The sequence below is a fragment of the Nocardia sp. JMUB6875 genome (assembly GCF_041154655.1).
Lineage (GTDB): Bacteria > Actinomycetota > Actinomycetes > Mycobacteriales > Mycobacteriaceae > Nocardia.
Genome location: NZ_BAAFGR010000054.1, coordinates 25,539 through 43,993, shown reverse-complemented (window position 1 = coordinate 43,993; position 18,455 = coordinate 25,539). Strand labels below are relative to the sequence as shown.

Sequence of the window (18,455 nt, the reverse complement as noted above, 5' to 3'; positions counted from 1 at the left end):
AGGAGGTCGAGCGGGTGCTGGCCGCGGCGGACCGGCACTGGCGCGGGGCCGTGTCGTGTTGTGCGGGGCGGCGGTTCGTGGAGGCGTTGGCGGAGCATCTGGATTTCCTGGATCGGCGGGCGAAGGATGTGGCGAATCCGGATCCGCGCGGGGCCAGCCGGGAGTTGTTGATCGGGCGGGCCAAGGCGGCGGTGATCGAGGCGGGGCGGCTGTTCGATGCGCTGCCTTCCGATCCGGGGCTGCGCTTGGCGGCGGTGCGGGCGGTGTTGGAGGTGTGTGCGGATCATCCTGAGGCGCTGGCCGTGCTGGACGAACTGCGGATCGGTGCGCCTGGCGAGGTGACGGCGACCCGGAAACCGGACGGAACCGTGGTGATCGCCTGGGTACCGTCGGTGACCGAGCAGGTCGAGTACCGGGTGACGCGGCTGCTGGCGGACGGCTCCTGGCGGGTGGTCGGACGCACGCGTGGCACCGCGCTGGAGGACGGCGGAGCGCTGACCGGGGCGGTGCCCGTGTACGGGGTGGTCGCGTCGGTCTCGGGGCGCACCTCCGAAATGGCGCGGTCCGATGGCAATCCGGACACCAAGGAAGCCGAGGCCGAGGCGGAATCCGGCGAGATCAGCGGCATGCCCACGGTGCGCGGCCTCGCCGAACAGCGCGGCCTGCTCGTCTTCGAATGGCCCACCGGCATCACCGAGGTCATGGTGGTGGCCCGCCCCGACGCGCCCCCGGTCGATCCGGAGGATCCGCAGGCCCGGCGCTGGAAAGTCACCAATATGCGCTACGAGATCGACGGCGGTGTCCGCATCCCCGCCGAGATCCCGCGCCCGTGCCATGTCGCCGTCGCTTCCTGCCGCCGCGACCCGGCCGGAACCCTCACCGTCGCCGCCGGATTCGCCCCCGCGGCCCGCATCCGCTGGGTCGGCTGAGCGCTGCTTCCCGGATGCGCCCGGAACCTCCGCGATCACGCATGGGAATCTGGTGGGGATCGGGGCTGTTGGTGCGAGGACCGGTCATGATCAGAGAGGCGGAACTGGGTGACTCCGAAGTTGATGGCGGTGAGCGACATCCATGTCGGTCATCAGGGCAACAAGCCGGTGGTCGAGGCGATCCGCGCGGATTCCCCCGAGGACTGGCTGATCCTGGCCGGTGACGTCGGCGAGAAGACCGATGACATCCGCTGGGCGCTGGAAACCCTGCGGGGCCGCTTCGCGAAGCTCATCTGGGTGCCGGGCAACCACGAATTGTGGACCACCGCAAAGGATCCCGTGCAGATGCACGGTGCGGCCCGCTACGACTACCTGGTCTCGCTGTGCCGGGATCTGGACGTGCTCACCCCCGAGGACCCGTTCCCGGTATGGGAGGGCGCGGGCGCGGAACACTACGGCGGCAAGGTGACCCTGGCCCCGATGTTCACCCTCTACGACTACTCCTGGCTGCCCGCGGGCGCGAAAACCAAGGCCGAGGGGTTGGCGATCGCCAAGGACCGCAATGTGGTCGCCACCGACGAGTTCCTGCTCTCGGCCGAGCCGTACCTGACGCGCGACGCGTGGAGCCACGCCCGCGTCCAGTACACCCAGCGCCGCCTCGACGCGCTGCCCGCCGAGACGCCGCTGGTGCTCATCAACCACTGGCCGCTGGTCCGCCAGCCGGTCGACATGATGTGGTACCCGGAGTTCGCGCTGTGGTGCGGCACCGACCTGACCTCCGACTGGCACACCACCTACAACGTGGTGTGTGCGGTCTACGGGCACCTGCACATTCCCCGGACCACCTGGTACGACGGGGTTCGCTTCGAGGAAGTGTCGCTGGGCTACCCGCGCGAGTGGCAGCGCCGCGGCCTGCCGGACAAGCTGCTGCGCCAGATCCTGCCGGTGCCGGATTACGGCGACACCCTCAACGAGTGGGGTGGCCACTTCAAGATCACTCCGGAAATGCGGGCCGCCGCGCTGAAGATGAAGGAAACCGTCGATCGGCGGCGTGGCCAGGCCTGATAACGCTGGTTTCGGCTTGTAGGGTGATCGCGTAGTCCGCTCGTACCCAGGAAATTACGGGATTTCACCCCTTGTTGGACGTGTGACCAGTAATGTCTGGACGGCCGCCCAGTTTGGGGCGATCGACCGTACCCGAACCAGCTGGGAGTCCGCCGAGATGAGACGTACACGAATCCTGTGCTCGCTGCTGTCCGCGGCGGCGATCGTCGCCGGCGGGTCGGCGGTGGCCGGGGCGGGTCCGGCGGATATCGCCGGGGGCTCGGGCAGCTCCAGCGGTTCGGGCTCCGGCAGTGGTTCGGGTAGCGCCAGCGGCTCCGGGACGGGTAGTTCCGGCGCGCCGACTACCGTGCCCTCGCTCGGCCCGGACTTCCTCTGGGGCGTGGCCATGGCCGGCTTCCAATCCGAAGGCCGTGCGCCCGACAGCAATTGGAGCCGCTACGCCAACTCCGGCAAGGCCCCCGACCGCTACGGCAACTCCGTCGACTTCTACGACCGCTACGCCGAGGACATCGACCTCGCGGCGGGCATGGGCCTGAAGGTGTTCCGGCTCAGCATCGAATGGGCCCGCGTGCAGCCGCAGCCCGGAACCTGGGACGAGGCCGGATTCCAGTTCTACGACAAGGTGATCCGGAAGATCCGTGCGGCCGGGATGCGGCCCATGCTCACCCTGGACCACTGGGTGATCCCCGGCTGGGAGGCCGATCGCGGCGGCTGGAAGAACCAGGGCATGGTGGCCGACTGGCTCACCAATATGCGCAAGGTCGTCGACCGGTACGCCGCCGATGACCCGCTGTGGGTGACCATCAACGAGCCCATGGGCTATGTGGCGCAATCAATCCAGATCGGCGACATCGGGCTGGGCGACGCACTGCCCATGTTCGACCGGCTGGTGCAGGCGCACGACGGGATCTACGACTACATCCACCAGCGTCAGCCCGGCGCGAAGGTGACCAGCAATGTCGCCCAGTACCCGATCGTCCAGGAACTGACCGACATGCTCTTCGCCGACCGCATCAAAGACAAGATGGATTACATCGGCATCGACTTCTATTACGGTGCGTCCCTTACCCATTTGCCCACGACCGCGCTGCTGGGCGACGAACTGTGGAAGAACGCCATCGAGCCCGAGGGCATCTACTACGACCTGCGCACCTACACCGAGAAGTTCCCCGGCCTGCCGATCTACGTGGTGGAGAACGGACTTCCCACCGAGAACGCAACCCCGCGCAGCGACGGCTACACCCGCGCCGACCACCTGCGCGACACCGTCTACTGGATCCAGCGCGCCAAGGCCGACGGCATCCCGGTGATGGGCTACAACTACTGGAGCCTCACCGACAACTACGAATGGGGCAGCTACGCACCGCGTTTCGGCCTCTACACCGTCGACGCCAAGACCGACCCGACCCTGACCCGGCGGCCCACCGACGCGGTCCCGGCATTCAAAACCATCACCGCCCAGGGCGGCGTCCCCGCCGACTACCGCCCCACCCGCAAGCCCGCTTTCTGCTCCATCATCCTGCCGCTGGAGAGCTGCCTGCGCCCGGTATCGGTGCCGTCCTAGATCAGTCCGAGGACAGCCGCAGGCCACCCGCCAATGCGTCGGCCATGGTGTGCAGCAAGGGATTCCGAGTGGTTGCGCGCCAGGCCGCGGCGTAGGTGATGACGAGCGGCCGCGGCTGGAGCGGCCGCCACACCAGCCCGGGCATCGAGGCGGTGCGGGCGGACCCGACGCCGATCGCCTCGGGGCGGAGTGGCAGCAGTTGCAGCATTTGGGCGTGGCTCATCGCGCTGGCGCTGAGCACCACCGAGGCGCCGCGCTCCCGCAACTGCTCGAGCACCGAATCGTGCACCTCCGGCGCGCTGTCGCGGGCGAACATGATCAGCTCGTGGTCCCCGATGCACCCCGCCTCCACCGAACCCGCGGCGGCGAGCGGATTCTCACGCGACATGACGATCCCCAACTCCTCCTCCGCAACCGCCGTATAGGTGAGATGCTCCGCCAGCCGCACCGGCAACCGCAGCACCGCCAGATCCACCTCGTCCCGATCCAGCAGCCGCGCCTGTTCCCCACTGCTCCCCGTCGTCAACGCCACCCGCACCCCCGGCTGCCGCGCCTTCAACAACGCCTCGATCCGCCCCGGCAACCACTGCGGCGCCCCATTCACCACCCCCAACCGAAACACCGCGTTCCCGGGTTGCGCCACCGCTCGCGTCTCCCGCAACGCGACCTCCGCCGCCTCCAACACATTCCGAGCCGTCTTCAACAACACTTCCCCCGCCGCCGTCAACTCCACCCCATGATTCCCCCGAATCAGCAGCGGCCCACCCACCTCCCGCTCGATGGCCCGAATCTGCTGACTCAACGTAGGCGTCGAAATGAACAACCGCTCCGCCGCCCGCCGAAAATGCAGCTCCTCCGCCACCGCCACGAAGTACCGCAACTGCCGCAATTCCACCTTTGAAGAGTAAGCGGCCCGGCCGCCCCCGCCGAAACCCACAACCCTCGAGCGGTGGTTCTAAGCCCAGCCCGGGTGGGTGGAGGGTTGGGTCACGGTGGCCCAGCGTTCGGCTATGCGGCGGCCTTGGAAGCGCCAGAGGACGAAGCCCTGGAAGGTCATGGGTTGGCCGGTGGTGCGGTCGGTCCAGCGCCAGATGTTGCGGCACATGACCTTGTCGCCTTCGGCGAGCATGTCGACGATGGTGACGTGGAGGTCGGGCATGGCCTCGTACATGCCGAGCATCATCTTCTCGTCGCCGATCAGGTCGGTGGGTTGGCCGCCGGGGCCGTCGTGGTCGAGGAAGTCCGGGGTCATATTGCGATGGATGACGGCGGCATTGCGCCGGTTCACGAACTGCTCGAAGTGGTCGGCGACGAACTGCTTCATGGATTCGAGGGACAGGTCGGTGGGCATCATCGCCTCCTCTGCGCGGCCGAACGACCTTTCCATGGTGCGCCCGCTGCACTGGCGTGCGCGGGGCTTTGGCAGCGGGTTGTCGGCGGATGGGCAGTGCCCCGCCGACATTCGCGATCCCCGCCTACCGCCGAGCGAGCAGCGCCGCCGACATTCGGAATCGCGCGAGTGCCTACGCCGCGTATCGCTGAGTGGCACACCAGCGTGGCCGAAACGGGCAAATCCCCTCAGCGGTGTGCCACTCGGCGGAAGGGCGGGGAGTTAGAGGTTGGCGGGGCGGATGACCAGGATCGAGGAGGCGCGTTTGCCGGATTCCTTGATGAGGGCGATGGCTTGACCCGAGGGGTCGATGGCGGCGTAGACGCCTTGCAGACCAATCGGTTCCAGCCAGCGGCCGTTGCGAAGGTCACCGGCCTGGGCGTCGGTGATGTCGCGGGTCGGGAAGGCGGTGCGGACGGCGGCGTCGATGTCGAGGTTCAGCATCGGCTCGTCGGCCGCGGCGGAGGCGGCCAGCTGATCCAGGGTGCGGGCGTGCTCGAGGGTGAACGGGCCGACCCGGGTGCGGCGCAGCGCGGTGAGATGGCCTCCGACGCCGAGCTTTTCGCCCAGGTCGCGGGCCAGGGCGCGGATGTAGGTGCCCGACGAGCACTCCACCTCGACATCGAGGTCGACGAATTGGGTTGCGCCGGTGTCGACATCGCGGCGGGCCAGGATCTCGAAGCGGCTCACCGTGACGGGGCGGGCGGCCAGCTCGACGTCCTCCCCGGCGCGGGCGCGGGCGTAGGCACGCTCACCATTGATCTTGATGGCACTGACGGTGGCGGGCACCTGCTGGATATCGCCGGTCAATTCGGCGACGTGCGCGGCGATCTCGGCATCGGTGAGATGCCCGGCCGCCGTGGTGGCGGTGACCTCGCCCTCGGCATCGTCGGTGATGGTGGCCTGCCCCAGCCGAATGGTGGCGGTGTAGGCCTTGGTGGTCAGGATGAGCTGCCCGAGCAGCTTGGTGGCCCGCTCCACGCCCAGCACCAGCACGCCGGTGGCCATCGGATCCAGCGTGCCCGCATGCCCGACCTTCTTGGTGCGCAACAGCCCCCGGCACTTGGCAACCACATCGTGGCTGGTCCAGCCCGCATCTTTGTCGACAATGAGCAGCCCGCCGAACGCATCCACCCGCGGCGGCAGCTTCTCGCGCCGGGGCGCGTTCTGCTTATCGCGCTTGGTCTTCGTACGCTCCTGGGTCTGCACCGCGCCGGTCGTCGTGGTGCCGGATTCGGTACGCGCGGTACCGGGTTCCTCGGTCATCAGCCCTCCACGATCGCGGTCAGGATGAGGCCGTCGGAGATCAGCCAGCGGCCGTCGAACGACTTCAGCGGTGCGCCACCGTCATTGGTGTGGCCGGGAACCAGCAGGTCGCTGTGGAAGGTGCCGGTGCCGCCCGCTGCGGACTCCTCGTCCACGGTGAAGGTGATGTGCGCGTCCTCGAAACCCAGCCAGCGGCCGGTCAGCGGATTCCACGCCTTGTAGGTGGCCTCCTTGGCGCAGAACAGCAGTCGATCCAGGTGCAGCCCGGTGCCGGGCAGCACCGCGCTCAGCCATTCGCGTTCGGCGGGCAGGCTCACCGAATCCAAGACGCCGTCGGGCAGCTGCGCGTGCGGTTCGGCATCGATACCGATGGACCGGTAGCGCAGCCGGTGTGCCAAAGCCGCGGCCCGATAGCCGTCGCAGTGGGTCAGGCTGCCGACAATGCCGCGCGGCCACGCGGGCGCACCGCCCTCGGTCTTGCCGATGGCCACGGCGGGCTCGCCCAGCTGGCCGAGTGCCTCCCGCGCGCAGTACCGCGCGCCGATGAAATCACGCCGCCGCTTCTCCACCGCGCGGGCGATCAGGTGTTCCTCGCCGGGGTGGGCTTTGAGGTCCTCCGGGTACACCGTCAGCTCCGCCGCGGCCACCCCGTTGGGAAGAATCCTGCCGAGAATGCGCGCCGACCCCGTGTTTCCCGAGGGATTCCGATCCGCCGCGACTGCCCGCTCCTCGATGACCCGCCTCCTGCTCGCCGCCTGCAATGCCGCATCGAGCCTACCGGGCAGCCGGCCCTGACCTCGTCGGTGAGTACGACAGCCCCCAGCGCCCGACCTCTGACTTCGACCTTCTCCGCGGCTATCTTGAATGATGGGTTGCGGGCGACAGGGGAAATATGTGAGCGCGCTGCTTGGTTGACCCCTGCCCCGCTCCCGACGCCGAGCGCTAGCGCATCAGGTGGAGTAGGCCCAGTTCCGGTGCGAGGGCCCCATCCTGGCCCAGGGCCAGGAAATCCGCCTCGACCTGCTCGAAGGTGAGCCGTCCGGCGCGTACCGCCCGGTAGCGCACGTAGGACCAGAGGAATACCTCGAGGTTGTGGAAGCGGGTGTGGCCCTCGACCACGAACTCCTCGTGTAGCCAAACGGCCACTTCGCCGTTGTCGAGCACGACGAACAGGTTGCCGGACCCGTCCGCGCCGATGGAGTACACCTCGTCGTCGGTCAGGTGGGTCTCGTAGTCCTGATCGATGATGCCGCAATCGTTTCCGGCGAAATCGAAGCCGTAGGACCAGTCGAAGATGTCCAGGAACTGCGGCATCCGCCCCGAACGCACACGGCGGTCGAAGGCGGCCAGAGCGGCCGCCTCCTCGGGGTCGAGGAGATCGAGAAACGGTGTCACGGAACGGGTTTCCGCCGGTATCTGCACGAATTCCGCGTCCGGGAACCAGCGCATCAGATCGGCATCCAGGTCGCGATCGACATAGCCGACGAGGTCGGCGAGAGCGAGAGTCACGCCGGGATTCTAGAAGTACTCCGTCGGGGCCATGCGCTGGCGGAGTAGGCAGAATTCGTTGCCTTCCGGGTCGGCCAGGACGTGCCAGGACTCGTTGCCGGTCTGGCCGATGTCGACCGGGCGGGCACCGGCGGCGAGTAGGCGTTCGAGTTCGGCGTCCTGGTCGCGGTCGGTGGCGTTCACGTCGAGGTGCATCGGCAGCTTTCCGCGCCGCGGGTCGTCGCTGCGGCTGAACAACAGGGTGGGATGCGGGCCGCCGAAGGTTGATCCGGGCGGGCCGATACGACGGTCCTCCTCGTCGCGTTCGAGTTCGACGTAGCCGAGGACCTCGCACCAGAAGTCCGCCAGCCGTGCGGGATCGGCGCAGTCGATGACGAGTTCGGTGATCTTGCAGGCCATGAGAGCGACAGTACGCGGTGTTAGCTCCAGCCTCACACGTGTTCGAACGCGCGTCGTGGACCGCGGTCCGCACGACGGGTTGGCTGAAAGGCATGACGGACAAGGGATTTACGGCACAGGCCGGACGGGTAGTGGTGGTCGGCGGCGGCTCCGGGATGGGGCAGGCGATCGCGGACGCGCTGCTGGGTGAGGGGTACGAGGTGATCATTGTCGGCAGGTCGGAGGAGCGGCTGGCCGATGCGGTGCGGGAGTTGGGAGACGGGAAGCTCACCGCCGTGGCGGCGGATGTGACCGAGGAGGACCAGGTTTCGCGGCTGTTCGAGACCGTCGGCACGGTCGATCATGTGATCAGCACGGCGGCGGATCTGGCGGGTGCGTATGGACCGGTCAAGACCTTCGATTTCGAGCACGGCCGCGGGTTCATCGAGACCAAGCTCATCGGGTCGATGCTGCTGGCCAAGCATGCGCGGCTGACGGAAAACGGTTCGCTCACCTTCATTTCCGGCATCGCCGCCTACCGCCCGGCGGTGGGCGGGGCCATGGTCGCGTCGGTGAACGCCGCGTTGGAGGGCCTGGCCCGCGCACTCGCCGTGGAGCTGGCCCCGATCCGCGTGAACGCGGTCTCGCCGGGCTGGATCATGACCGGCATCTGGGATCAGATGCCCTGGGAGGACAAGGACGAGCGGCTGCGCGCCATGGGTGAAAAGCTGCCCGCCCGGCGGCTCGGCAGGCCGGAAGACGTTGCGGCGGTGGTGAGTTCGCTACTGAAGAGTACCTTCGTCACCGGCACGGTGCTGCACGTGGACGGCGGGCACCGCCTGGTGTGACGGCGCCCGGGTCCGGGGATCAGAACCAATTGCAGCTTCCCGGTGTACCCGGTGGAATCGAATTCGGCGCGGAGCCCGACAGCGAAGGCAGCAGGCAATTGATCACCAAGAGGCCGATCCCTTGGGCGGAACCGGTGAATGACGACCCGGTGTTCGTATCGGCCACCGGGCCGCCGTTTTCGAGGGGCAGCGCTGCGGCGGCAGCCGCGCCCGCGGTGCCGATGGCGAGTGCGGCGGCCACCGCGAGGGTGGTGAGGGAACGCTTCATGAAGACTCCGCAACGAGGTGGTGCAGCCGGTCGATCGCCGGCGTGCGCGCCAAGCTACGGCACCGGCGGCAGCGCCGGGAGCCCATCGATCATGGGGGTTTTGTCCGGAATTCCTTTGTGCATGAGGAATCTCGGTGTGTGTAGGAAAGCCCTCAGTGGGCGTCGCTCAACCAGATGGCCTCGGCGGCGATGCTGCCGAGGTCGATGGTGCGCTCGTCCACCCGCACCGCGATGGTCCCCGCGAAGTCGCGCCGCTCCACCACCGCGATCGGCGTGTCCAGCGCGATCCCCAGCGAATCGAAGTAGCGCAGCATCGCCGGATCCGAATCGGAAATCCGTGCCACCCGCCCGGATTCACCCGCGTCGAAATCGCTGAGCTGCCGCGCCGGGGGAGTGGGCACCGCACCGTCCACCGACGGAATCGGATCCCCGTGCGGATCCCGGTCCGGGTGGCCGAGCTTGGCGTCGATCCGCTCCACCAGCGTCTCCGAGACCGCGTGCTCGAGCACCTCGGCCTCGTCGTGCACCTCGTCCCAGCCGTAGCCCAGCTCATTGACGAGGAAGGTCTCGATGAGCCGATGCCGCCGCACCATGGCGATGGCGGCGCGCCGCCCGTCCTCGGTGAGCGTGATGGACCCGTACCGCGCGTGCTCGACCAGCCCCTGATCGGCCAGCTTGCGCACCGCCTCGGACACCGTCGACGCCGAGACGCCGATCTTCTCGGCCAGCAGCTTGGTCGACACCTTCTCCTGCGACCACTCCTGCGCGGTCCAGATCACTTTCAGATAATCCTGCGCGACCGAGGACAACACCGGCGCGACAGTGGTGGTCCCGAGGGGTTCGGAAGGTGCGGACGGATCGGCCAGCTCGCGGCGGGTGGCGATGTCTCGTTTTCCGGGCACGACTCGAGCTTAGGCACACCTGTCGCGGTTTCACACATCGGCGCGCTCGCTGGTAGAGCCGACGCCCGGCCCGGTGAACACACGGTGACGACCAGGCTTCCACCCGTGAAGTTCCGGACCGCCGAATATGGTCGGTAACGCCCTTTCAGTAGGCTTCCTCTGTGCAGAGATGGCGAAGCCTCGAGGAGATGCCCGCGGACTGGGGCCGGTGTGTCCTCACGATCGGGGTGTTCGACGGCGTGCACCGCGGCCACGCCCAGCTCATCGGCCGTGCGGTGAAATCCGCTGCGGTGCGGGGCGTTCCGTCGGTGCTCATGACCTTCGACCCGCACCCGCTGGACGTGGTGCGGCCCGGTTCGCATCCGGCGCAGCTGTCCACCCTGGACCGGCGCGCGGAACTGGTCGAGGAACTCGGCATCGACGTATTCGTGGTGATGCCTTTCACCCGTGACTTCATGAAGCTCACTCCCGAGGAGTACGTCCAGGACCTGCTGGTGGACCGCCTGCACGTGTCCGAGGTCGTGGTCGGCGACAACTTCACCTTCGGCAAGCAGGCCGCCGGCACCCTCGACACCATGCGCGAGCTGGGCCGCCAGTACGGCTTCGACGTCGACGGCGTGCAGCTGCTCGGCGAGCACGCGGTCACCTTCTCCTCTACCTACATTCGCGGCTGCCTGGCCGAGGGCGATGTGGGCGCGGCCGCCGAGGCGCTGGGCCGCCCGCACCGCGTCGAGGGCGTGGTCGTGCACGGCGACGGCCGCGGCAAGGGACTCGGATTCCCGACCGCCAATGTGGCGCCGACCATGCACGGCGCGATCCCCGCCGACGGGGTGTACGCGGGCTGGTTCACCGTCCTCGAACCCGGCGACCCACTGGCCGGGCAGTACCACATGGCCGCCATCTCGGTGGGCACCAACCCCACCTTCGACGGTCGCAATCGCACGGTCGAGCCGCACCTGCTCGATTTCGACGGCGACCTCTACGGCAAGCACGTCGCGGTCGATTTCGTCGAACAGCTGCGCGGCATGCGCAAATTCGACTCCATCGAGGATCTGATCGAGGCCATCGGCAAGGACGTCGACCAGGCCCGCAAGGTCCTCACCGATGGCACCGACGAATAGGGCCGATTTCCGCGACCGTCCACCGGTCCGGTAAGCTGGCCCGTTGGGTTTGCTGCGGTCCGTGGCGGCACCCACCGGATCATCCGGACACCCTCGCGCACGGACTGAAACACAGGGAGTTATCTGTGGCTCTGACCACTGAGCAGAAGAAGGCCATTCTGGCCGAGTACGGCCTGCACCCGACTGACACCGGTTCCCCGGAGGCTCAGATCGCGCTGCTGTCCAAGCGGATCGCCGATCTCACCGAGCACCTCAAGGTGCACAAGCACGACCACCACACCCGGCACGGTCTGCTCGCGCTGATCGGTCGTCGTCGTCGCCTGTCGAAGTACCTGCAGGCCAACGACATCAACCGCTACCGTTCGCTCATCGAGCGTCTGGGCCTGCGTCGCTGATTTCAGCGACATATCTCTCGCCAGAGAGGTAGTTGACGATCCGGCCAGCGAGGAGGCATAGAATCTCCTCGTTGGCCTTTCGTATATGTGTCCGATTTCCCCACGAGGGGGAGGTCGAGACGCGTATACGCCAACAGGAGCCGTATGCACCCGCCGCGTGGCGTCGGTCTTCGGTAGTGGCTTTTCGGGGCGCGAATTGAGATGAACCATGCGCGCCCGGAGGGCTTCGATCGATGACCGCCTCCGCGTCGCCGTATCCAAGGGGATGGGGCCGGGTGTGCGTGCAGTGACCACGAGGGTTGCCGCGCGCCCATATCGGGTACGGCCGCGAGCCGGATCGCACGAGAGGAATGTGCGAACCCCGGCGAAGACGAGAGGTTGAGATAAAACACATGTCTGACACCCAGACCAGTTCCGCCGCCGAGGTCGAGCCCGGCGTTTTCGAGTCCGTCGCCCTGATCGACAACGGCAGCTACGGAACTCGCACCATCCGCTTCGAGACCGGCCGGCTGGCCAAGCAGGCCGCGGGTTCCGTGGTCGCCTACCTCGATGACGAGACCATGCTGCTGTCGGCGACCACCGCCTCCAAGCAGCCCAAGGATCAGTTCGACTTCTTCCCGCTGACGGTGGATGTCGAGGAGCGCATGTACGCCGCGGGCCGCATCCCCGGCTCGTTCTTCCGTCGCGAGGGCCGTCCCTCCACCGACGCGATCCTGACCTGCCGCCTGATCGACCGGCCGCTGCGCCCGTCCTTCGTCGACGGCCTGCGCAACGAGATCCAGGTCGTCGTGACCGTCATGTCGCTGGATCCGAAGGATCTCTACGACGTGGTCGCGATCAACGCCGCCTCGGCGTCCACCCAGATCGCGGGTCTGCCGTTCTCCGGCCCCGTCGGCGGCGTGCGCGTCGCGCTGATCGAGGGCCAGTGGGTCGCGTTCCCGACCGTCGAGCAGCTCGAGGGCGCCGTGTTCGACATGGTCGTCGCGGGCCGCGTGGTCGACGGTGACGTCGCCATCATGATGGTCGAGGCCGAGGCCACCGACAAGGTGCTGGCCCTGATCGCCGACGGCGCCACCGCGCCGACGGAAACCGTTGTGGCCGAGGGCCTCGAGGCCGCCAAGCCGTTCATCGCCCGCCTGTGCAAGGCGCAGGCCGACCTGGCTGCCCTGGCCGCCAAGCCGACCGAAGAGTTCCCGATCTTCCTGCCGTACCAGGACGACGCGTTCACCGCCGTCGAAGGCACCGCCAAGACCCCGCTGAACGCCGCGCTGTCCATCGCGGACAAGCAGGAGCGCGAGGCGCGGATCGACGAGATCAAGCTCGAGGTGCTCTCGGCGCTGGCCGAGGACTTCGAGGGCCGCGAGAAGGAGATCGGCGCGGCCTTCCGCTCGGTCACCAAGAAGCTGGTCCGCCAGCGCATCCTGACCGACAGCTTCCGCATCGACGGCCGCGGCCTGGCCGACATCCGCGCGCTGTCCGCCGAGGTCGCCGTGGTGCCCCGCGCCCACGGTTCGGCGCTGTTCGAGCGTGGCGAGACCCAGATCCTGGGCGTCACCACCCTCGACATGGTGAAGATGGCGCAGCAGGTCGACTCGCTCGGCCCGGAGACCTCCAAGCGCTACATGCACCACTACAACTTCCCGCCGTTCTCCACCGGTGAGACCGGTCGCGTGGGCTCGCCCAAGCGCCGCGAGATCGGCCACGGCGCGCTCGCCGAGCGTGCCCTGGTGCCGGTGCTGCCGTCGCAGGAGGAGTTCCCCTACGCCATCCGTCAGGTCTCGGAAGCGCTGGGCTCCAACGGTTCCACCTCGATGGGCTCGGTCTGCGCCTCGACCCTGTCGCTGCTGAACGCCGGTGTGCCGCTGAAGGCCCCCGTCGCCGGTATCGCCATGGGCCTGGTGTCCGACACCGTGAAGAACGACAAGGGTGAGGACGAGGTCCGCTACGTGGCCCTCACCGACATCCTGGGCGCCGAGGATGCCTTCGGCGACATGGACTTCAAGGTCGCCGGCACCCGCGAGTTCGTGACCGCGCTGCAGCTGGACACCAAGCTCGACGGCATCCCGTCGCAGGTGCTGGCCGGTGCGCTGAACCAGGCCAAGGACGCCCGCTACACCATCCTGGACGTGATGGCCGAGGCCATCGCCACCCCGGACGAGATGAGCCCCTACGCTCCGCGCGTCACCGCCATCAAGATCCCGGTCGACAAGATCGGCGAGGTGATCGGGCCCAAGGGCAAGGTCATCAACCAGATCACCGAGGACACCGGCGCCAACATCTCCATCGAGGATGACGGCACCGTGTTCGTCGGCGCGACCGACGGCCCGTCGGCGCAGGCCGCGATCGACGCGATCAACGCCATCGCCAACCCGCAGCTGCCGAAGGTCGGCGAGCGCTTCCTGGGCACGGTCGTCAAGACCACCGCCTTCGGCGCGTTCGTCTCGCTGCTGCCGGGCCGCGACGGTCTGGTCCACATCTCGAAGCTGGGCAACGGCAAGCGCGTCGCCAAGGTCGAGGACGTGGTCAACGTGGGCGACAAGCTGCGCGTCGAGATCGCCGACATCGACAACCGCGGCAAGATCTCGCTGGTGCCGGTGGACGAGGATTCGGACAACTCCGAAGCCTCGGCTGCGGTCGAGGCCAACGCAGAGTAATTATTTCTCTGTGACGAAGAAGCAGTCCGCGGTGCGCGCGGGTTCCGCGCGCACCGCGACAGACTCCGCGCCCGCCGCCAAGAACGCGCTCGGTGCGAAGGACAATGCCCCTCTGCTCCGGAATCTGGAGCAGGGGGGCTCTTCACTGGTGATCACCCAGAACGGTTCCCAGGCAACCGATGTCGGCGTACGCCGCACCGTGCTGCCCGGCGGGCTACGCGTGGTCACCGAGCATGTGCCCGGCGTGCGCTCGGCCTCGGTCGGCGTCTGGGTCGGGGTCGGCTCGCGCGACGAGGGCCCGACGGTCGCGGGCGCCGCGCACTTCCTCGAGCATCTGCTGTTCAAGGCCACGCCCACGCGCTCGGCGCTGGAGATCGCGCAGGCCATGGATGCCGTTGGCGGCGAACTGAATGCGTTCACCGCCAAGGAGCAGACCTGCTACTACGCGCACGTGCTGGACGAGGATCTGCCGCTGGCGGTGGATCTGGTCTCCGATGTCGTGCTCAACGGTCTGTGCCGCGCCGATGACGTGGCGGTGGAGCGTCAGGTGGTGCTGGAGGAGATCTCCATGCGCGACGACGATCCGGAGGACATGGTCGGCGACGCGTTTCTGACCGCGCTGTTCGGTGATCATCCGATCGGACGGCCGGTGATCGGCAGCATCGAGACCATCGAATCCATGCAGGCCCATCAGCTGCGCTCGTTCCACCTCCGTCGATACCGACCGGACCGTATGGTCGTCGCGGTCGCGGGCAATATCGAGCACGACCACGTCGTCGAATTGGTCTACCGCGCCTTCGAGAATCGGCTCGAGCCCGGGCTGGAACCGGCCGGGCGGCGCGAGGGCAAGTTCCGCCCGCGCGGCAACCCGGAACTGCTGCGCATTCAGCGCGACAGCGAGCAGGCGCACCTGGTGTTCGGCACCCGCGCCTTCGGACGGCACGAGGGCGAGAAGCGCTGGCCGCTCTCGGTCCTCAACACCGTGCTGGGCGGCGGCCTGAGTTCGCGGCTGTTCCAGCGCATTCGGGAGGAGCGCGGCCTGGCGTACTCGGTGTACTCCAGCGTCGACACCTTCGCCGACACCGGCGCGTTCTCGGTCTACATCGGCTGCCAGCCCGAAAACCTCGGCCACGTCGCCACATTGGCGCGCGGGGTGCTCGAGGAGGTCGCGGCCAACGGCATCTCCGACGCCGAATGCGCCCGCGCCAAGGGTTCGCTGCGCGGCGGCCTGGTCCTCGGCCTTGAGGATTCCGGCTCCCGCATGAACCGCATCGGCCGCTCCGAACTGAGCTACGGCAACCACCGCAGCGTCTCCGAAACCCTCGCCCGCATAGACGAAGTCACCACCGACGAGGTCTCGAAGATCGCCGCGACCCTGCTGTCGCGCCCCTTCGGCGTGGCGGTCGCGGGACCCTACCGCCGCACCCGCGATCTGCCCGCCGCGGTTCGCCGTCTGGTGCCCTGAACCAGGTCGTTTCATGCCCTGAACAGGGTGCCCATGTTCTACCGAGGAGTAGCCGTCTCGCTGACTGAGACGGCTACTCGACGGTAGCCCCACTAGCCCTGTGAGGTATGCCCGTTTGTGGCTATGATCACCTCGCCGGAACGGGAGGGGTTGTGCTTCAACCAGGTGAGAACTTCGCCGGGTATGTCATCGAACGTGAGCTCGGACGCGGTGGGATGGGCGCTGTGTATCTGGCTCGGCACCCGCGCCTGCCGCGCTGGATCGCGTTGAAGGTGCTCAGCTCGGAATACCACGGCGACAGTGAGACTCATGCGCGATTCGAGCGCGAGGCGGATCTGGCCGCGCGCTTGAACCATCCGTGCGTGGTCACGGTCTATGACCGCGGCGTCGAGCACGGGCGACTGTGGATCGCCATGCAATACGTCGACGGCGTCGAGGCCGAGGCGGTGCCCGACATCACGCCCGCGCAGGCCGTGGAGATCGTCGCCGCCACCGCCGACGCGCTCGATTACGCGCATCGGGTCGGGGTCCTGCATCGAGATGTCAAGCCCGCCAACATCCTGCTCGCCCGCGAGACCCGCGAACAGCAGGCCGGGGTGCTGCTCACCGATTTCGGGATCGCGCGACTACAGGGCGACACCGGACGGCTCACCGGGTCCGGCTCGGTGATGGCGACGCTGGCCTACGCCTCGCCGGAGCAACTGCAGAATCATCCGATCGGCCCGTACTCCGATCAATATTCGCTGGCCTGCACGCTGTTTCGGCTGTTGACCGGGATACCGCTGTTCCCGTCGACCGACCTCGGCGCGATCGTGAAGTCCCACCTCTACGACAATCCGCCCCCGGTGGCGAGCTATCGGACCGGACTGCCCTCGGCCTTGGATTCGGTGCTGGCGCGGGCCCTGGCGAAGCGGCCGGAGGATCGGTACCCGTCGTGCACCGACTTCGCGGTGGCCGCCCGGCGGGCGCTGGGCGCCGCGGGCGAGGCGGTGATCGCGCCGCCTCCGGCTCGGGCGAAGAGTCCGGAAACGCCTGTGCGGCGGGCGAATTCCGCGACCGCCGGTCGGCGGGCGGATTCGGGTGCGACTCCGGTGCGGCCGTCGCCGCAGGATGCGCGTGCCGCGGGCGCGGCCCAGCGTCGTGACCAGCAGTCGGCGGCGCTGCGTTCGGGACGGGTGCCCCCGGCGGCCCTGCGTTCCGGCCGGGTATCTCCGGCGGCATTGCGTTCGGGACAGGTGCCCGCGGCGGCCTTGCGTTCGGGCCGGGTGCCCGTCGGCCCCGAAGGACCGAGACCGCGCACCGGTTCGTTCCCGAAAGCCGGTGCGGCAGCGGCGAAACCGTCCAAGCGCACGGGCCTGCGGGCCATGCTGCTGGTGGGCGTCTGCCTCGCGGCCGCGCTGGGGCTGGGAATCTTCCTCGTCACGCCGTTCGGGAACTCCGCCAAGCCGAAGCCGCCCGCCTCCGAAATCGGTGACCTCAGTGCGGCTTTCCCGGGCCTGGTCCCGCGCACCCCCGAACTCGGATCCGGATTCGCCGGCGCGAGCTGCCGGGTCGCGGATCACGACTCGAAGGATTTCCTACCGCCCTGGGCCTTCGAGGGTTGGCTGGCGGCCTGGGACTGCGTCTATTCCGCGACCAACCACGACGTCAAGGAATATGTCCTCTTCGCCTACAGCTCGTCGGCGGCGGCCCAGTCGGTGGCCAAGCGAATCCACCCGGCGGGCAGCACCATCGAGAACCTGGCGTTCAAGGAGTACTGCGGCTCGAAGGAATACACCAACTTCCGCTTCGACTCCTTCCCCGACGTCCCCTCCACCTCGTTCGCCACCACCTTCTTCGACGACCCCAAGCGCGACAAGTTCCTCATGTACACCCGCGGCACCCCCGCCACCCCCAGCGGCGTCGTCGACTGGTGGAAGTCCTTGCCGCTCACCCAATCGTGATCGCCGTCGCAGTGCGCTGAATACAGTACGGACGTACTGGTAGATTCGGCGGAGGATGCGGAAGGGAGCGCAATGTCGAATCGGTATGCGCGGATCGCCTTCTCGGCGGCGGCGCGGGAGCGGCAGCGGCTGGCGGGCAGCTATCGGGACTACGGCGCCCAGCTCGAGCATGGCCGCGATGAGCCGCAGCCGCTGGAGTTGCGTGAGCAGGGATTCATTCGCGGCGCGGACTCCTTCTTCCTCGGCACCGCGACACCCGACGGCTGGCCCTACATCCAACATCGCGGCGGCCCCAAGGGTTTCGTCCAGGTCCTCGACGAATCGACCGTCGCCTTCGCCGACCTGTCCGGCAACGGCCAGTACGTCACTGTCGGCAATCTCACCGAGAACGACCGCGTAGCCCTGTTCTTCATCGACTACCCGCTGCGCGAACGCCTGAAGGTCTACGGCCGCGCCCGCATGGTCGAACGCGCCGACGACCCCGACCTGGTCGACCGCGTCGCCGCCGCCTACAGCGGCGCGATCCAGAAGATCACCGAGCGCGCGATCATCATCACCGTCGAGGCCCACAACTGGAACTGCGTCAAATACATCCGCCCCCGCTTCACCAAGGACCGCCTCGACGAGGCCATCGCCCTCGAACGCCGCGACGCCGCCCGTGAACTTCAACGCCTCACCGCCGAGCTCGAGGAGCTGCGCCGCGAGAACGACACCCTCCGCGCCCAATTGGACGCCGCCCGGACCGTCGCGGGGTGAAC

Annotated in this window: 17 protein-coding genes and 1 pseudogene; 10 read left to right on the top strand and 8 right to left on the bottom strand. The window is 68.1% G+C overall.

The genetic code is table 11. The annotated features are described in order from the left end of the window. From ACAM49_RS16270 to ACAM49_RS16260, 3 genes and pseudogenes are all read left to right on the top strand, one after another. Positions 1 to 929 (top strand): annotated as a pseudogene (locus tag ACAM49_RS16270) (Ig-like domain repeat protein); the annotation flags it as partial. Positions 930 to 1,037: 108 nt separating this feature from the next. Next, positions 1,038 to 1,994, top strand: coding sequence for a metallophosphoesterase (locus ACAM49_RS16265; RefSeq protein ID WP_369636341.1), 957 nt, complete (start codon positions 1,038 to 1,040; stop codon positions 1,992 to 1,994). Between the two features lie 157 nt (positions 1,995 to 2,151). Then, a complete protein-coding gene (locus tag ACAM49_RS16260) occupies positions 2,152 to 3,558 on the top strand; it encodes a family 1 glycosylhydrolase (RefSeq protein ID WP_369636340.1) in 1,407 nt (468 codons plus the stop codon). Position 3,559: 1 nt separating this feature from the next. Here the strand turns inward: ACAM49_RS16260 and ACAM49_RS16255 are convergent, their stop codons facing one another. The 6 genes from ACAM49_RS16255 to ACAM49_RS16230 all read right to left on the bottom strand — a co-directional run bounded on the left by ACAM49_RS16255 (position 3,560) and on the right by ACAM49_RS16230 (position 8,122). After that, entirely contained in the window at positions 3,560 to 4,453 is an 894-nt protein-coding gene (locus ACAM49_RS16255) for a LysR substrate-binding domain-containing protein (RefSeq protein ID WP_369636339.1), read from the bottom strand. 60 nt (positions 4,454 to 4,513) lie between these two features. Further along, positions 4,514 to 4,909, bottom strand: coding sequence for an ester cyclase (locus tag ACAM49_RS16250; protein ID WP_369636338.1), 396 nt, complete (start codon positions 4,907 to 4,909; stop codon positions 4,514 to 4,516). A gap of 261 nt (positions 4,910 to 5,170) precedes the next feature. Continuing rightward, the gene (truB, locus tag ACAM49_RS16245; RefSeq protein WP_369636337.1) at positions 5,171 to 6,214 is read right to left on the bottom strand and encodes a tRNA pseudouridine(55) synthase TruB; all 1,044 of its coding nucleotides are present in this window, start codon (positions 6,212 to 6,214) and stop codon (positions 5,171 to 5,173) included. Then, positions 6,214 to 6,888 (bottom strand): 4'-phosphopantetheinyl transferase Npt, encoded by a 675-nt coding sequence (npt, locus tag ACAM49_RS16240; RefSeq protein WP_369636346.1) that lies wholly within the window; start codon positions 6,886 to 6,888, stop codon positions 6,214 to 6,216. The genes truB and npt overlap by 1 nt, the downstream gene beginning before the upstream one ends. A 268-nt stretch (positions 6,889 to 7,156) precedes the next feature. Further along, positions 7,157 to 7,723, bottom strand: coding sequence for a hypothetical protein (locus ACAM49_RS16235; RefSeq protein WP_369636336.1), 567 nt, complete (start codon positions 7,721 to 7,723; stop codon positions 7,157 to 7,159). 9 nt (positions 7,724 to 7,732) lie between these two features. After that, entirely contained in the window at positions 7,733 to 8,122 is a 390-nt protein-coding gene (locus tag ACAM49_RS16230; protein WP_369636335.1) for a VOC family protein, read from the bottom strand. A gap of 92 nt (positions 8,123 to 8,214) precedes the next feature. Between ACAM49_RS16230 and ACAM49_RS16225 the strand changes: the two genes are divergently transcribed. Beyond that, positions 8,215 to 8,949 (top strand): SDR family oxidoreductase, encoded by a 735-nt coding sequence (locus ACAM49_RS16225; protein ID WP_369636334.1) that lies wholly within the window; start codon positions 8,215 to 8,217, stop codon positions 8,947 to 8,949. A 19-nt stretch (positions 8,950 to 8,968) separates the two neighbouring features. Here the strand turns inward: ACAM49_RS16225 and ACAM49_RS16220 are convergent, their stop codons facing one another. Then, the gene (locus tag ACAM49_RS16220; RefSeq protein WP_369636333.1) at positions 8,969 to 9,217 is read right to left on the bottom strand and encodes a hypothetical protein; all 249 of its coding nucleotides are present in this window, start codon (positions 9,215 to 9,217) and stop codon (positions 8,969 to 8,971) included. A 152-nt stretch (positions 9,218 to 9,369) separates the two neighbouring features. Beyond that, a complete protein-coding gene (locus tag ACAM49_RS16215; protein ID WP_369636345.1) occupies positions 9,370 to 10,026 on the bottom strand; it encodes a metal-dependent transcriptional regulator in 657 nt (218 codons plus the stop codon). A gap of 254 nt (positions 10,027 to 10,280) precedes the next feature. Between ACAM49_RS16215 and ACAM49_RS16210 the strand changes: the two genes are divergently transcribed. The 6 genes from ACAM49_RS16210 (at position 10,281) to ACAM49_RS16185 (ending at position 18,453) form a co-directional block, all read left to right on the top strand. After that, complete coding sequence (locus tag ACAM49_RS16210) at positions 10,281 to 11,240, top strand: bifunctional riboflavin kinase/FAD synthetase (protein ID WP_369636332.1); 960 nt, start codon at positions 10,281 to 10,283, stop codon at positions 11,238 to 11,240. A 125-nt stretch (positions 11,241 to 11,365) separates the two neighbouring features. Further along, entirely contained in the window at positions 11,366 to 11,635 is a 270-nt protein-coding gene (gene rpsO, locus ACAM49_RS16205; RefSeq protein ID WP_040810622.1) for a 30S ribosomal protein S15, read from the top strand. Between the two features lie 392 nt (positions 11,636 to 12,027). After that, positions 12,028 to 14,289, top strand: coding sequence for a polyribonucleotide nucleotidyltransferase (locus tag ACAM49_RS16200; RefSeq protein WP_369636331.1), 2,262 nt, complete (start codon positions 12,028 to 12,030; stop codon positions 14,287 to 14,289). A 145-nt stretch (positions 14,290 to 14,434) separates the two neighbouring features. Continuing rightward, the gene (locus ACAM49_RS16195; RefSeq protein WP_369636344.1) at positions 14,435 to 15,754 is read left to right on the top strand and encodes a M16 family metallopeptidase; all 1,320 of its coding nucleotides are present in this window, start codon (positions 14,435 to 14,437) and stop codon (positions 15,752 to 15,754) included. Between the two features lie 152 nt (positions 15,755 to 15,906). Then, complete coding sequence (locus ACAM49_RS16190; protein ID WP_369636330.1) at positions 15,907 to 17,697, top strand: protein kinase; 1,791 nt, start codon at positions 15,907 to 15,909, stop codon at positions 17,695 to 17,697. A 72-nt stretch (positions 17,698 to 17,769) separates the two neighbouring features. After that, the gene (locus ACAM49_RS16185; protein ID WP_369636329.1) at positions 17,770 to 18,453 is read left to right on the top strand and encodes a pyridoxamine 5'-phosphate oxidase family protein; all 684 of its coding nucleotides are present in this window, start codon (positions 17,770 to 17,772) and stop codon (positions 18,451 to 18,453) included. Positions 18,454 to 18,455 lie beyond the last annotated feature (2 nt).

What these genes read in the sequence shown, in the direction of transcription:
- ACAM49_RS16260 (WP_369636340.1), top strand. Translation starts at nt 2,152, where the DNA reads ATGAGACGTACACGAATCCTGTGCTCGCTGCTGTCCGCGGCGGCGATC.
- ACAM49_RS16250 (WP_369636338.1), bottom strand. Translation starts at nt 4,909, where the DNA reads ATGCCCACCGACCTGTCCCTCGAATCCATGAAGCAGTTCGTCGCCGAC.
- truB (WP_369636337.1), bottom strand. Translation starts at nt 6,214, where the DNA reads ATGACCGAGGAACCCGGTACCGCGCGTACCGAATCCGGCACCACGACG.
- ACAM49_RS16230 (WP_369636335.1), bottom strand. Translation starts at nt 8,122, where the DNA reads ATGGCCTGCAAGATCACCGAACTCGTCATCGACTGCGCCGATCCCGCA.
- ACAM49_RS16225 (WP_369636334.1), top strand. Translation starts at nt 8,215, where the DNA reads ATGACGGACAAGGGATTTACGGCACAGGCCGGACGGGTAGTGGTGGTC.
- ACAM49_RS16220 (WP_369636333.1), bottom strand. Translation starts at nt 9,217, where the DNA reads ATGAAGCGTTCCCTCACCACCCTCGCGGTGGCCGCCGCACTCGCCATC.
- ACAM49_RS16200 (WP_369636331.1), top strand. Translation starts at nt 12,028, where the DNA reads ATGTCTGACACCCAGACCAGTTCCGCCGCCGAGGTCGAGCCCGGCGTT.
- ACAM49_RS16185 (WP_369636329.1), top strand. Translation starts at nt 17,770, where the DNA reads ATGTCGAATCGGTATGCGCGGATCGCCTTCTCGGCGGCGGCGCGGGAG.